General features: G+C 72.9%; 12 protein-coding genes. 6 read left to right on the forward strand and 6 right to left on the reverse strand.

Annotated features, from left to right (window positions below; translation table 11 throughout):
• Positions 1 to 49: 49 nt before the first annotated feature.
• Together tal and tkt are read right to left on the reverse strand one after the other, a co-directional pair.
• Positions 50 to 1,168: a transaldolase gene (gene tal / locus J1M38_RS02550; RefSeq protein WP_036338557.1), complete on the reverse strand. Its 1,119-nt coding sequence runs from the start codon at positions 1,166 to 1,168 to the stop codon at positions 50 to 52.
• A gap of 59 nt (positions 1,169 to 1,227) precedes the next feature.
• The gene (gene tkt / locus J1M38_RS02555; protein ID WP_095353369.1) at positions 1,228 to 3,402 is read right to left on the reverse strand and encodes a transketolase; all 2,175 of its coding nucleotides are present in this window, start codon (positions 3,400 to 3,402) and stop codon (positions 1,228 to 1,230) included.
• A gap of 262 nt (positions 3,403 to 3,664) precedes the next feature.
• On the opposite strand from tkt, the gene J1M38_RS02560 reads away from it, so the two are divergent.
• Positions 3,665 to 4,648: a heme o synthase gene (locus J1M38_RS02560; protein ID WP_049147876.1), complete on the forward strand. Its 984-nt coding sequence runs from the start codon at positions 3,665 to 3,667 to the stop codon at positions 4,646 to 4,648.
• Between the two features lie 87 nt (positions 4,649 to 4,735).
• Here J1M38_RS02560 and J1M38_RS02565 read toward each other — a convergent pair whose 3' ends face one another.
• From J1M38_RS02565 to J1M38_RS02575, 3 genes are read right to left on the reverse strand one after another with little or no spacing between them, the layout of a single operon-like run.
• A complete protein-coding gene (locus J1M38_RS02565) occupies positions 4,736 to 5,752 on the reverse strand; it encodes a heme A synthase (RefSeq protein ID WP_049147877.1) in 1,017 nt (338 codons plus the stop codon).
• 42 nt (positions 5,753 to 5,794) lie between these two features.
• On the reverse strand, positions 5,795 to 6,571 hold the full coding sequence (locus tag J1M38_RS02570; RefSeq protein WP_134377164.1) for an ABC transporter permease: 777 nt from the start codon (positions 6,569 to 6,571) through the stop codon (positions 5,795 to 5,797).
• Positions 6,568 to 7,533: an ABC transporter ATP-binding protein gene (locus tag J1M38_RS02575; protein ID WP_230277980.1), complete on the reverse strand. Its 966-nt coding sequence runs from the start codon at positions 7,531 to 7,533 to the stop codon at positions 6,568 to 6,570. Before J1M38_RS02575 ends, J1M38_RS02570 begins: the two co-directional genes overlap by 4 nt.
• A 143-nt stretch (positions 7,534 to 7,676) precedes the next feature.
• Between J1M38_RS02575 and J1M38_RS02580 the strand changes: the two genes are divergently transcribed.
• The 5 genes from J1M38_RS02580 (at position 7,677) to J1M38_RS02600 (ending at position 12,297) form a co-directional block, all read left to right on the forward strand.
• Positions 7,677 to 8,369 (forward strand): metalloregulator ArsR/SmtB family transcription factor, encoded by a 693-nt coding sequence (locus J1M38_RS02580; protein WP_223247562.1) that lies wholly within the window; start codon positions 7,677 to 7,679, stop codon positions 8,367 to 8,369.
• Between the two features lie 76 nt (positions 8,370 to 8,445).
• Positions 8,446 to 9,918, forward strand: a complete 1,473-nt coding sequence (gene sufB, locus J1M38_RS02585) for a Fe-S cluster assembly protein SufB (protein WP_036315257.1) — start codon at positions 8,446 to 8,448, stop codon at positions 9,916 to 9,918.
• A gap of 1 nt (position 9,919) precedes the next feature.
• Positions 9,920 to 11,158: a Fe-S cluster assembly protein SufD gene (gene sufD / locus J1M38_RS02590; RefSeq protein WP_095695708.1), complete on the forward strand. Its 1,239-nt coding sequence runs from the start codon at positions 9,920 to 9,922 to the stop codon at positions 11,156 to 11,158.
• A gap of 46 nt (positions 11,159 to 11,204) precedes the next feature.
• A complete protein-coding gene (gene sufC, locus J1M38_RS02595) occupies positions 11,205 to 11,969 on the forward strand; it encodes a Fe-S cluster assembly ATPase SufC (protein WP_127435201.1) in 765 nt (254 codons plus the stop codon).
• A gap of 1 nt (position 11,970) precedes the next feature.
• Positions 11,971 to 12,297: a metal-sulfur cluster assembly factor gene (locus J1M38_RS02600; RefSeq protein ID WP_002855327.1), complete on the forward strand. Its 327-nt coding sequence runs from the start codon at positions 11,971 to 11,973 to the stop codon at positions 12,295 to 12,297.
• Between the two features lie 108 nt (positions 12,298 to 12,405).
• Here J1M38_RS02600 and J1M38_RS02605 read toward each other — a convergent pair whose 3' ends face one another.
• Positions 12,406 to 13,452, reverse strand: coding sequence for a neutral zinc metallopeptidase (locus tag J1M38_RS02605; protein WP_241246418.1), 1,047 nt, complete (start codon positions 13,450 to 13,452; stop codon positions 12,406 to 12,408).
• Positions 13,453 to 13,477: the final 25 nt, after the last annotated feature.

Below are 13,477 nucleotides of genomic sequence, written 5' to 3' on the forward strand. Positions count from 1 at the left end.
CCTTCCGTGCGCGTGGCGAGCGGGCGGCGGGGTCGGGGGGCGGGTGCGGTCAGCGATGGGCGTCGAGCCCGGAGCGGACCGAGCCGAGCAGCTCGTCCCACGCGGCCTCGAACTTCTCCAGGCCCTCAGTCTCCAGCACGTCCACGACGTCCTGGTAGGACACGCCTGCCGCGCCGACCGCGTCGAGCAGGGCATCGGCCTCGGCGTAGGCGCCCGTGACGGTGTCCGCCGCAATCACCCCGTGGTCGGCGACCGCCTCGAGGGTCTTCTCCGGCAGGGTGGTCACGGTGTGCGGTGCCACGAGTTCGGTGACGTACAGCGTGTCCGGCAGGGCGGGGTCCTTGACGCCGGTGGAGGCCCACAGGGGCCGCTGCACGGGGGCGCCGGCCGCCTCGAGCAGGCGCCAGCGCTCCGAGTCCAGGGCCTGCTCGAAGGCTCGGTAGGCCAGGCGCGCGTTGGCGACGGCGGCCCGGCCGGTCAGCGCCTCGGCCTCGGGGGTGCCGATCGCGCGCAGCCGCGCGTCGACCTCCGTGTCCACACGGGAGACGAAGAAGGAGGCCACCGAGTGGAGGCGGCGGACGTCGTGCCCGTTCGCCCGGGCCTTCTCCAGGCCGGTGAGCCAGGCGTTGAGCACCCGGCGGTAGCGGGGCAGGGAGAAGATCAGGGTCACGTTCACGCTGATGCCCGCGCCGAGCACGTCCGCGATGGCGGACAGGCCCTCCACGGTCGCGGGGATCTTCACCATGAGGTTGGGACGGTCGACGGCCGCCGCCAGCTCGCGGGCCTGCGCCACGGTGCCGGCGGCGTCGCGGGCCAGGCGCGGATCGACCTCAAGGGAGACGAAGCCGTCCGCCCCGCCGGTGCGCTCGTGGACGGGCGCGAGCACGTCGGCGGCGCGGCGCACGTCCTCGGTCGTCAGGGCGACGACGGCCTCGTCCACCGAGGCGCCGGCCGCGGCGAGTTCGCGCAGCTGTCCCTGGTAGGCGCCCGCGTCCGCGAGGGCGACCGCGAAGATGGACGGGTTCGTGGTGACGCCGGTGACCGAGCGGGTGGCGATCAGCTCTTCGAGCGTGCCCTCGTCCAGCCGCGTGCGGGAGAGGTCGTCGAGCCAGATCGACACACCGGCCTGGGCCAGCGCGGCGGTGTTCGGGTTCTGCGGGGTGCTCATGGTCTGCGGGTGCCTTCCCTTCGGGGTGGACGTGCTCGGGGCGCCGTGGGCGCCGGGCCTCAGAGGAGGCCGCGGGTCACCTCGGCGACGTGCTCGCCAGTGAATCCGTACTTCTCCATCAGGCGGGCGCCGTCGGCCGACTCGCCGTAGTGCTCGAGGCTCACGCGGGCGCCCGGGGAGGAGGCCGTCACCGTGTGCTCGAACCACGGCATCGCGATGCCGGCCTCGACGGAGACGCGGACCGGGGCGTCGGGGCCGTCGGGCAGGACCTCGGCCCGGTAGGCCTCGTCCTGCTCGGCGAACCACTCGAGGCAGGGGGCGGAGACGACGCGGGTCGGGACGCCGTCGGCCTGCAGCAGCGCGCGGGCCCGCACGGCCACGGAGACCTCGGAGCCGGTCGCGATCAGCAGCGCGCGGGCCGGCGTCGGCGCGCCGTCGGCATCCGTGGCGTCGATGAGGACGTAGGCGCCGCGGGCCACGCCCGAGGCGGGGGCGAAGCCGTCCGTGTCCCGGGGGAGCACGGGCAGGCTCTGCCGGGACAGGACGAGTCCGGCCGGGCGGTCCCGGTGCTCGAGCACCGTCCGCCACGCCCACGCGGTCTCGTTGGCGTCGGCCGGGCGGACGACGTCGAGCCCGGGGATGGCCCGCAGGGCGGCCAGGTGCTCCACCGGCTGGTGCGTGGGGCCGTCCTCGCCGAGGCCGATGGAGTCGTGCGTCCACACGTACGTGCTCGGGGTGCCCATGAGGGCGGCCAGGCGGACGGCGGGGCGCATGTAGTCGGAGAACGTCAGGAACGTGCCCATGTAGGCACGGGTCAGGCCGCCGATCGTGATGCCGTTGACGATCGCCCCGGCCGCGAACTCGCGGACGCCGAAGTGCAGGGTGCGGCCGTACTCGTGGCCCTGCCACGTGGCGGTGGAGCGGCGGGCCGGGATGAAGGAGGGCTCGCCCTTCATGGTGGTGTTGTTCGACCCGGCGAGGTCGGCCGAGCCGCCCCAGAGCTCGGGCATGACCGGCGCGAGGGCCGTGAGCACCTCTCCGGAGGCCGCGCGCGTGGCCAGGCCCTTCTCGTCCGCGTCCCAGGACGGGAACGCGTCCGCGAAGCCAGCGGGCAGCTCTCGTCCGGCCAGTCGGTCGTACAGCCGCGCGTTCTCCGGGTTCGCCTCGCGCCAGGCCTGGAACGCCGCCTCCCAGCCGCGGCGGTACTCTGCCGAGCGCTCGGCGATGGACCGGGCGCGGGCCAGGAGCTCGGGGTCGACGTCGAAGGTCTTGGTCGGGTCCAGCCCGAGGCTCTCCTTGAGGCCGGCGACCTCGTCCGTGCCGAGCTTGGAGCCGTGGATGCCGCCGGTGTTCTGCTTCGTGGGGGAGGGCCAGCCGATCACGGTGCGCAGCTTGATCAGCGAGGGCCGGCCGGTCTCGGCCTTGGCCGCGACGAGGGCGTCGTACAGGGCCTCCACGTCCTCCGTGTACTCGGTCACGGCGTGGCCCTGGGCGCCGTTGGTCCAGTCGACCTCCTGCACGTGCCAGCCGTAGGCCTCGTAGCGGCGGACCACGTCCTCGGTGAACGCGATGTCCGTGTCGTCCTCGATCGAGATGCGGTTCGCGTCGTAGACGACGACCAGGTTCCCGAGCTCCTGGTGCCCGGCCAGCGAGGAGGCCTCGGCGGCGACGCCCTCCTGGATGTCCCCGTCGGAGGCGAGCACGAACACGTGGTGGTCGAACGGGGAGGTGCCGGGGGCGGCGTCGGGGTCCATCAGCCCGCGCACGCGGCGCTGCTCGTACGCGAAGCCGACGCCCATCGCCAGGCCCTGGCCCAGCGGACCCGTGGTCACCTCGACGCCGTGGGTGTGGCCGTACTCCGGGTGGCCCGGGGTCCTGGATCCCTCGGTGCGCAGCCCCTGGATGTCCTCGATCTCGAGCCCGGCGCCCGCGGCGAACAACTGCAGGTACTGGATGAGCGAGGCGTGGCCCGCGGAGAGGATGAAGCGATCCCGGCCCTCCCAGCGGTCGTCCGTGGGGTCCAGGTGCATGACGTTCTGGTACAGCTGCCACGCCACGGGGGCCAGCGAGATCGCGGTGCCGGGGTGGCCGTGCCCGGCCTTCTCCACGGCGTCCGCCGAGAGCGCCTTGAGCGTGTCCACCATCCGGCGGTCCTGCTCCGAGTAGACGAACCCGCGGGCCGGGGCCACCCGGTCCAGGGTCGGGGGGGTGGACGGCTGCGCGGCGTCGGTCACGGGTTCTCTCCTGGCGGATCGGGAGCGTCGGGGTGCGGCCCCGGCCGACGCCGGGGCGTCGCGGCGCGGGGCCGTCGTCCCAGCCTAGCCGCGCGACGGCGGGGCGGGCCCGACCGGGCGCCTCATGACATGCTTCGCCCCCGGGCGAACAGCCGTTGACACGAGTAGACTGGGTCAAGGCCTGACCGCAGGCGGACCGCCCGAGTGGCCGATCCGAACCCCGGGACGGGCACGCCCACCGTCCCCTCACCGTGAGAAGCAGATGTCATCCTCCCTGGAGTCGCCGTCCGCCGCCCGCGTCGCCGCCGCCGAGCCCGGCGTCGTCGACCGGTCCCCGCTGCCCCTGCGCCGCAAGGTCCGGGCGTACGTCGAGCTGACGAAGCCCCGGGTGATCGAGCTGCTGCTGGTGACCACGCTGCCGACCATGATCTTCGCGCAGCGCGGCTTCCCGGACGTGCTCACCATGATCGCCACGCTCGTCGGCGGTGCGCTCGCCGCCGGCGCCTCCGGCACCTTCAACTGCTACATCGACCGCGACATCGACCGGGTCATGAAGCGCACCGAGAACCGGCCGCTCGTCACCGGCGAGGTCACCCCCCGCGAGGCCCTCGTGTTCGCGTGGGTGCAGACGGTCGTGTCCATCCTGATCCTCGGGTTCGGCGCCAACTGGCTGGCGGCCGGCCTGGGCGTGGCCGCCATCTTCTTCTACGTGGTCGTGTACTCGCTCGTGCTCAAGCGCCGCACGGAGCAGAACATCGTGTGGGGCGGCATCGCCGGCTGCTTCCCCGTGCTGATCGGCTGGGCGGCCGTGCGCGAGACCGTCGAGTGGCCGGCCATCGTGCTGTTCCTCGTGGTCTTCCTGTGGACGCCCCCGCACTACTGGCCGCTGTCCATGAAGTACAAGCGCGACTACCAGCAGGCCGACGTGCCGATGCTCGGCGCCATCGCCTCCGCGCGCCACGTCTCCAACCAGGTCGTGCTCTACGCGTGGGCCACCGTGGCGTGCTCCCTCCTGCTCGTGCCGATGGGCTGGGCCGGCATCGTCTACACCGCGGTCGCGCTCGTCGTCGGAGGCTGGTTCATCTGGGAGTCCCACGTGCTGCAGGTGCAGGCCCAGCGCGAGGACTTCGAGGACCGCAAGGCCATGAAGGTCTTCCACCTCTCCATCACCTATCTGACGCTGCTGTTCATCGCCCTGGCCGTGGACCCGTTCGTGGGTGCGCCGCTGATGCACTTCGGCGCCTGACCTCGGGTCCGCCCCGGGCGCTCCCCGGGACGCAGACGACGACGGCCCCGCACCAGCCGGTGCGGGGCCGTTCGCGTGCGCGGGGTGTCAGCCCGCAGCGACGGTGCGCGCGGGCGTGGCGGTCTCGACCGCGGCACCGGGTCCGGCCGTGACGTAGCGGGCGACCTGCCGGTCCCAGGCCTCCGTCGCCGACGCCACGAGCAGTGCCGAGCCGAGCATGTGCAGCAGGACCACACCGATCGGCAGGCCCGTGAAGTGCTGGGTGTAGCCCACGGCGGCCTGGAACACGAGGGCGAGCAGGAGCCGCAGCACGGCGGCGCGCTGCAGGCGGGAGGCGCCGGCCGCGCGGCGCACCGTGAAGAACAGGACCAGGGCGGCCGCCAGGAGCAGGTACACCGGGACCACGTGGGCACGCGTGACCAGCAGCGGGTCGAACTCGTGGCGCGGCGAGCCGGGGTCGCCGGAGTGCGGGCCCGTGCCGGTCACCACGGTGCCCAGGTACACGGCGGCCCACGTCAGCGCGAACGCCGCCCAGGCGGCGGCACGGGACCGGCCGGTGGTGGCGCCGTCCACGAGGGGCACCCCCGCCCGGCCGGCACGGCGCTCGGCGGCGATGCGCACCACGAGCAGGGTCGCCACGGCCACCATGATCGAGGACACGATGAAGTGGCCGGCCACCCACCACGGGTTCAGATTCGTCAGGACCACGACGCCGCCCACGAGGGCCTGCGCGGGAATGCCGGCCAGCAGGCCCACGGAGAGCCAGAAGGGGCTCCGGTGGGTGCCGCGCAGGTTCCACAGGGACAGGAACATGGCGGCGGCGATGACCACCAGGACGAACGTCAGCGTCCGGTTGCCGAATTCGATGTAGCCGTGGATGCCCATCTCCGGGGTGTTGGTGAGGGACTCGGGCGAGCACTTGGGCCACGTGGGGCAGCCCAGGCCGGAGCCGGTGAGGCGCACGGCGCCGCCGGTGACGATGATGCCGATCTCGGACGCCAGTGACGCCACGGCGAGGGCCATGGTGGCCTTCGAGAGGCGCTGCGGCAGACGGGCGGCGAGTCCGGCCGGGGCGGTCCGGGCCGCGGGGGTGGTGGTGGACACGGTGTCCTTCCGATCGTTCGATGCAGGGGGACGGGGAACGGCTCAGGGCCGCCAGCGGAACCAGCGGAGCGCGGCCGCGACGGCCACGGCGCCCCACAGGGTGAGCACGAGCAGGGGGACGGGCGACCAGGCCCCGTCCAGGAGGGCGGCCCGCAGGGCCGTGCCCAGCGCGCCGGAAGGGAGCAGGCCCACGCCGGGGACCCGGGCGGGGAACACCGTGCCGCCGACGGCGCCGAACAGCACCCACAGCAGGTTGGCGACGGCGAGGGTCGCCTCCGGCCGGGCCGTGCCGGCGAGCAGCAGCCCGAGGGCCGTGAAGGCGGCGGCCCCCAGTGCGAGGGCGACCAGGGCCGGCAGGATCCCCTCGGGGTCCGGACGCCACCCGAGCGCCAGGCCGACGCCGCCGATCACGCTCACCTGCACCAGCAGGAGGGCCACCACCGCCAGGGCCTTGCCGGCGACGAGGCCGAGCGTGCCCAGCGGGGTGGTGGCCAGGGCGGCGAGCACGTCGTAGCGACGCTCGAAGCCCGTGGCGATCGCGGTGGCCGTGAACGCGGAGCTGATCACGGCCAAGGCGAGCACGCCGGGCACGGCCACGTCCAGGCCCGATCGGCCCGGGGCGTCGAGCAGGCCGGTGACGTGCACGCCCACGAGCGCGAGCAGGGGCAGCACCACGGTCACGAGCAGCTGCTCGCCGTTGCGCAGCGCGGTGCCGGTCTCGTAGCCGGCCTGACGCAGGACGCGGGCGGCCAGCGGGGCGGCGCCCGCGTGGGCTCCGGTGCCGGCCGGGGCGCGGTGGTCGACGACGGGCGTGCTCATGCGGCGGTCTCCCGGAGGATCTGCTCGAGGCGCAGTCCGGCGCGCTCGAATCGGGTGGGCATCAGGGCGTGCTCCCGCCAGCTCGCCGCGAGGACGGCCAGGTCGTCCGGGCCGCGGACGCCGGCCACGCGCAGGCGGGCGGACTCGCCGAGGCCGGCCGCGCGCAGCGGCGCGGGCAGGGTGTCCGCCCAGGCGCGGACGGCGTCGGGGGAGGCGTCGCCGAAGTCCACGTCGACGACGTCGCCCTCGGCCACGCGCGTGAGCTCGGACAGCGGGCCGGAGCGCACCACGCGGCCGGCGCGCAGGATGGCGACGTCGTCCGCGAGCCGCTCGGCGTCGTCGAGCAGGTGCGTGGTCAGCAGCACGGCGGCGCCGCGGTCGGTCTGTTCCCGCACGACGTCGTGCACGACGGGCCGGGTCTCCGGGTCGAGGCCCGCGGTGGGCTCGTCGAGGAACAGCATGTCCGGCCGGCCGACGAGGGCGGCCGCGAGCGCGACGCGCTGGCGCTGGCCGCCGGAGAGGCGGCGCAGGGGGCGGCCGGCGACCTCGGCGATCAGCAGGCGCTCCAGCAGCGGCTCGACGGGCAGCGGGTCGCGGTACAGGGACGCCACGTGGCCGACGAAGCGGCGGGCGGGGATCGCGGGCGGCAGGCCGCCCTCCTGCCACATCACGCCGATGCGGGCGCGCAGGTCGGCGGAGGCCCGCCACGGGTCTGCGCCGAAGACGCGCACGGTGCCGGCGTCGGGCCGGTCCATGCCGTGGCAGAGGCCGAGGGTGGTGGACTTGCCGGCCCCGTTGGGGCCGAGCAGCACCGTGACGGCGCCGGCACGGGCGGTGAGGTCGACGCCCCGCAGGACGGGGGTGCGGGACCGGCCGCGGCCGAGGCTCCGGTGGACGTCGCTCAGGCGCAGGACGGGCTCGTCGCGCGGCACGGGATCCGGGGTCAGGGGAGGTCGGGGCACTGTGCCAGTCTAGTCCTCGGGCCCTGCGACCCCGGCTCGTGGGGCCGGGGGTGCCCGGGCCTGCGGCGGGTTCCGCCGCGGGCGTCATCAAGCCAGGTGAGCCTCACTTGAACCGTTCCAGATCAATAGGTCATGATGGCGTGGTGTATTCGGATCAGTCTGCGTCGCCCCCCGCTCCGGCCCCGGCCGAGGGCACGCGCGAGCGTGTGCTGCAGCTGGTCCTGACGCGTGGACCCGTGAGCGCGGCCGAGATCGGCCGCGAGCTGGAGCTGACCGCGGCCGCCGTGCGCCGCCATCTGGACGCGCTCGAGGAGGACTCGCTCGTCGAGGTCAAGCGGGTCACCGCGGCCCGCGGCGCGGGACGGCCTTCCCGCCGCTACGTGGTCACCTCGCACGCGCAGGAGCACCTGCCCAAGGACCACCTCGCCGTCGCCCTGGACACCCTGGCCCGCCTCGAGGAGCTCGGCGGGGAGGAGGAGGTGCGCCGCACCGCGCGCCACGCCTTCCGGGAGATCGAGGAGCGCTTCACGGCCGCCGTCGACGGCCGGGAGACCGCGCTGCAGGACCGCACCCGGATCCTCGCGCGGGTCCTCGACGAGGCCGGCTACGCCGGCACGCTGCGCCACTTCGGCGCGGGCCTGGCGCCCACCCTCCGCGCGGACCAGGTCTGCCAGGGGCACTGCCCGTTCCAGGGAATTCCCGCCCGCCATCCGGAGTTCTGTGAAGAGGAGACCGCGCTGTTCGCCCGCCTGCTCGAGGTGGACGTGCGCCGGCTCTCGACCCTCGCCGCCGGCGCCCACGTGTGCACCACACACGTGCCGCTGGGCCGCGACTGAGCCGCGCGGGCCACGCCCCGGCTCCCGCCGACCACCCGACCGACCCCGACCGCAGTGACTAGTGAGAGAGGCTGAGATGACCGACCAGATCGTCCAGCGGGACTCCGCGGAGACCGCCGACCCCGGCGTGATCCAGGAGATCCTCGACAAGAACCCCGAGCTCAACGCCATCGGCGCCTACCAGTACGGCTGGGCCGACTCCGACGCGGCCGGCGAGAAGGCCGTCCGCGGTCTGAACGAGGACGTCGTGCGCGACATCTCCGGCAAGAAGGACGAGCCGGAGTGGATGCGCGACCTGCGCCTCAAGGCCCTCAAGTACTTCGAGCGCAAGCCGATGCCGGCGTGGGGCCCGGACCTGTCCGGCATCGACTTCGACAACATCAAGTACTTCGTGCGCTCCACCGAGGGCCAGGCCAAGACCTGGGAGGACCTGCCCGAGGACATCCGCAACACCTACGAGCGCCTGGGCATCCCCGAGGCCGAGCGCGAGCGTCTCGTGGCCGGCGTCGCCGCCCAGTACGAGTCCGAGGTCGTCTACCACCAGATCCGCGAGGACCTGGAGGAGCAGGGCGTCGTGTTCCTCGACACCGACACCGCGCTCAAGGAGCACCCGGAGATCTTCGAGGAGTACTTCGGCACCGTGATCCCGGTCGGCGACAACAAGTTCGCCTCCCTGAACACGGCCGTGTGGTCCGGCGGCTCCTTCGTGTACGTGCCCAAGGGCGTGCACGTGGAGATCCCGCTGCAGGCCTACTTCCGCATCAACACGGAGAACATGGGCCAGTTCGAGCGGACGCTGATCATCGCGGACGAGGACTCGTACGTGCACTACATCGAGGGCTGCACCGCCCCGATCTACCAGTCCGACTCGCTGCACTCGGCCGTCGTGGAGATCGTGGTGAAGAAGAACGCCCGCGTGCGCTACACCACCATCCAGAACTGGTCCACGAACGTGTACAACCTCGTGACCAAGCGCGCCGTGGTCGAGGCCGGCGGCACCATGGAGTGGATCGACGGCAACATCGGCTCCAAGGTGACCATGAAGTACCCGGCCGTGTACCTGACCGGCGAGCACGCCACCGGCGAGACCCTCTCCGTCGCGTTCGCGGGCAAGGACCAGCACCAGGACACCGGCTCCAAGATGGTGCACATGGCCCCGCACACGAACTCCTCGATCGTGTCCAAGTCCGTGGCCCGCAGCGGCGGCCGCGCCGCCTATCGCGGCCTGGTGCAGATCGCCGAGGGCGCGAACGGCTCCGCGAACTCGGTGGTGTGCGACGCCCTGCTCGTGGACACGGTCTCCCGCTCCGACACGTACCCGTACATCGACATCCGCGAGGACGACGTGACCCTCGGCCACGAGGCGACCGTCTCGAAGGTGTCCGAGGAGCAGCTCTTCTACCTCATGAGCCGCGGCATGTCCGAGGACGAGGCCATGGCCATGATCGTGCGCGGCTTCATCGAGCCGATCGCCCGCGAGCTGCCCATGGAGTACGCGCTCGAGCTCAACAAGCTGATCGAACTGCAGATGGAAGGATCGGTGGGCTGACATGACCGACACCGTGGAGAACACCCAGCGGACCATGATCCCGGGCATGGGCGAGGAGGGCGAGAAGCTCACCGTCGCGCAGAACCCGGCCGCCCGGGCCGGGGGCCGGGAGCGCAACGCCGCGGGCTCGCGCGCCGATCGCCTCAGCTCCTTCGAGCTGTCCGACTTCCCCGTGCTCACGGGGCGCGAGGAGGACTGGCGCTTCACCCCGCTCAAGCGCCTGGGCGGGCTGCACCTGCCCGAGGGCGACGACGCGCGCCTGACCGGTGCCGCGCCCGCCGTGGCCGTGGCCGAGCAGGCCGGCGTCACGGTGGAGACCGTGGCCCGCGACGACGCCCGCGTCGGCTCCGTCCTGACCCCCGACGACCGCGTGTCCGCCGCGGCCTGGAACTCGGTCTCCGAGGCCACCGTCGTCACGATCTCCGGCGAGGTCGCCGAGCCGGTGCGCATCGACGTCGTCGGCTCCTCCGCCGACCCGGCCGCGATGCACCTGACCGTGCTCGTGGAGGAGAACGCGCAGGCCGACGTCGTGATCGCCCACCGCGGCACCGCCGTGCTGGCCCAGAACGTCGAGTTCGACGTGCGCCGCGACGCCCGCCTGAACGTGGTCGCGCTGCAGGCCTGGGAGGGCGATGCCGTGCACGTCTCGGCCCAGCAGGCCTCGGTCGCCACGAACGCGCACTTCAAGCACGTGGCCGTGTCCTACGGCGGCGGCGTGGTGCGGCTGACCCCGACCGCGCGGTTCGCCGCCGAGCGCGGTGAGGCCGAGATGTACGGCCTGTACTTCGCCGACGCCGGGCAGCACCTCGAGAACCGCCTGTTCGTGGACCACAACCAGCCGGACTGCGTCTCGAACGTGCTCTACAAGGGCGCCCTGCAGGGCACGGACGCGCGCACCGTGTGGGTGGGCGACGTGCTGATCCGCAAGGAGGCCGAGGGCACGGACACGTACGAGAAGAACCAGAACCTGCTGCTCTCCGACGGGGCGCGCGCGGACTCGGTGCCGAACCTGGAGATCGAGACCGGCGTGATCGAGGGGGCGGGCCACGCGTCCGCGACCGGCCGCTTCGACGAGACCCAGCTGTTCTACCTGATGGCCCGCGGCATCCCCGAGACCGAGGCCCGCCGCCTGATCGTGCGCGGCTTCCTCAACGAGATCATCCAGAAGATCGGTGTCGGCGACGTCGAGGACGAGCTGACCGCCGTCATGGAGGACGAGCTCCGCATCGCGCAGCTCTGACCGACGCCCCGCAGACCCCACCGCCTTCCACCCGAGGAGAACCACCATGGCAACCCTGCAGATCACCGACCTGCACGTGCAGATCGCGACCGAGAACGGCCCCAAGGAGATCCTGAAGGGCCTCTCCCTGACCATCGAGACGGGCGAGACCCACGCGATCATGGGCCCGAACGGCTCCGGCAAGTCCACCCTGGCCTCGACCATCGCCGGCCACCCGCGCTACGAGGTCACCTCCGGCTCCATCACCCTCGACGGTGAGGACGTCCTGGAGATGGGCGTCGACGAGCGCGCCCAGGCCGGCCTCTTCCTGGCCATGCAGTACCCCGTGGAGATCCCGGGCGTCACCATGACCAACTTCCTGCGCACCGCCAAGACCGCGCTCGACGGCCAGGCCCCCTCGCTGCGCACCTGGACCAAGGACGTCAAGGGCGCCTTCGAGGCCCTGCAGATCGACCCGGCGTTCATGAACCGCAACGTCAACGAGGGCTTCTCCGGCGGCGAGAAGAAGCGCGCCGAGATCCTCCAGCTCGAGCTGTTCAAGCCCAAGTTCGCGATCCTCGACGAGACCGACTCCGGCCTCGACGTCGACGCGCTGCGCATCGTCTCCGAGGGCGTCAACCGCGCCCAGGCGCAGAACGAGATGGGCACCCTGCTGATCACCCACTACACGCGGATCCTCAACTACATCAAGCCGGACCACGTGCACGTGCTGGTGGACGGCCGCGTCGCCGAGTCCGGCGGCCCGGAGCTCGCCGAGCAGCTCGAGGCCGAGGGCTACGCCCGCTTCGAGAAGGCCGCGGCGGGGGCCTGAGATGACGGAGACCACGAACCAGGCGCCCACGGAGGACATCCGTGAGGCCCTCAAGGACGTGATCGACCCGGAGCTGGGCGTCAACGTCGTGGACCTGGGCCTGCTCTACGGGCTGCACTACGCCGACGACGGCGCGCTGCTCGTGGACATGACCCTGACCACCGCGGCCTGCCCGCTCACGGACGAGATCGAGGACCAGGTCTCCCGCGCGATCGGCACCATGGTGGACGAGTGGCGGCTGAACTGGGTCTGGATGCCCCCGTGGGGCCCCGAGCGGATCACCGAGGACGGGCGCGACCAGATGCGCGCCCTTGGCTTCAACATCTAGTCCGGTCCGGACGACGACGGCGGCCCGTCACCTTAGCGCAGAAGGTGACGGGCCGCCGTCGTGGTGGGGGAGTGCGGACGGGCCGGCAGGCGCCCCGGCGCTCCGGGCTCAGATGTCCAGGGAGGAGGCCCGGAACGTGTCGCACTGGCGGATGTCCGGCTCCTGCTGGGAGCTCTGGTAGCCGCGCATGAACCAGGCCATGCGCTGCTCGGAGGTGCCGTGCGTGAACGCCTCGGGGTCCACCCGGCCGGTGTGGGTGGACTGGATGCGGTCATCGCCCACGGCGGAGGCCGCGTCGATGGCCTGGCGCAGCTGGTCCTGCGAGATCGGCTTCAGGAACGGCGCACCGGACTCGGGGTCCACGGTGGAGGCGGCGTGCCCGGCCCACATGCCGGCGAAGCAGTCGGCCTGCAGCTCCGCGCGCACGGCGCCGGAGGTGGGGCCGGTGGTCCCGTCCTTCGAGTGCTGCAGGTAGCCGGTGACCTGCTGGACATGGTGGCCGTACTCGTGCGCCACGATGTACTCCTCCGCCAGCGGTCCGCCCTCGGCGCCGAAATCGGTCTGCAGCGTCTCGAAGAACGCGGTGTCGAAGTACATGGACTCGTCCGCCGGGCAGTAGAACGGGCCCGTGGCCGAGGAGGCGCTGCCGCAGCCGGTGCTCACGCCGCCCTGGAACAGGGTCAGCTGCGGCTGGCGCCACTGGATGTCCGAGAACTGGGCGAGGTACTCGCCCCAGAACTCGTCCGCGGCCTCGGTGGTCGCGACGACGCGGCAGTCCGTGTTCTGGTTGGCGTCCGCACCGCTGGCGCACGCCTCGTCCGAGAGGGGCTGGCTCTGGCCGCCCGAGCCCGTCTGCTGCTGGTACTGACTCTGGCCGACGGACCCGCCGCCCGTGTCGATCCCGAGCTGCTCGGCCAGCCCGGGGGCGAAGATCGCGAGCAGCAACGCGAGCAGGCCGCCGCCACCGCCGATGGCGATGCCCCGGCCCCCCAGCGCCGCGCGGCCGGCGCGGCGCCGCGTCCCGGGCCGCCCGCTCGAGCACGAGCAGCCCGCCCGGGGCGAGCCGCTCGGCCGCCGCCTCCACCACGGCCTCGAGCGGGGGGCCGGCCACCGGGTACGGCCGGCGTCGATCTGCACGTTCTCGTTGAAGCTCATGGGGCCAGAGTGTAGACGGACTAGA

This window comes from Micrococcus sp. KRD070, from assembly GCF_017168435.1.
GTDB lineage: Bacteria > Actinomycetota > Actinomycetes > Actinomycetales > Micrococcaceae > Micrococcus > Micrococcus luteus.

What these genes read in the sequence shown, in the direction of transcription:
- tal (WP_036338557.1), bottom strand. Translation starts at nt 1,168, where the DNA reads ATGAGCACCCCGCAGAACCCGAACACCGCCGCGCTGGCCCAGGCCGGT.
- J1M38_RS02560 (WP_049147876.1), top strand. Translation starts at nt 3,665, where the DNA reads ATGTCATCCTCCCTGGAGTCGCCGTCCGCCGCCCGCGTCGCCGCCGCC.
- J1M38_RS02570 (WP_134377164.1), bottom strand. Translation starts at nt 6,571, where the DNA reads ATGAGCACGCCCGTCGTCGACCACCGCGCCCCGGCCGGCACCGGAGCC.
- sufB (WP_036315257.1), top strand. Translation starts at nt 8,446, where the DNA reads ATGACCGACCAGATCGTCCAGCGGGACTCCGCGGAGACCGCCGACCCC.
- sufD (WP_095695708.1), top strand. Translation starts at nt 9,920, where the DNA reads ATGACCGACACCGTGGAGAACACCCAGCGGACCATGATCCCGGGCATG.
- sufC (WP_127435201.1), top strand. Translation starts at nt 11,205, where the DNA reads ATGGCAACCCTGCAGATCACCGACCTGCACGTGCAGATCGCGACCGAG.
- J1M38_RS02600 (WP_002855327.1), top strand. Translation starts at nt 11,971, where the DNA reads ATGACGGAGACCACGAACCAGGCGCCCACGGAGGACATCCGTGAGGCC.
- J1M38_RS02605 (WP_241246418.1), bottom strand. Translation starts at nt 13,452, where the DNA reads ATGAGCTTCAACGAGAACGTGCAGATCGACGCCGGCCGTACCCGGTGG.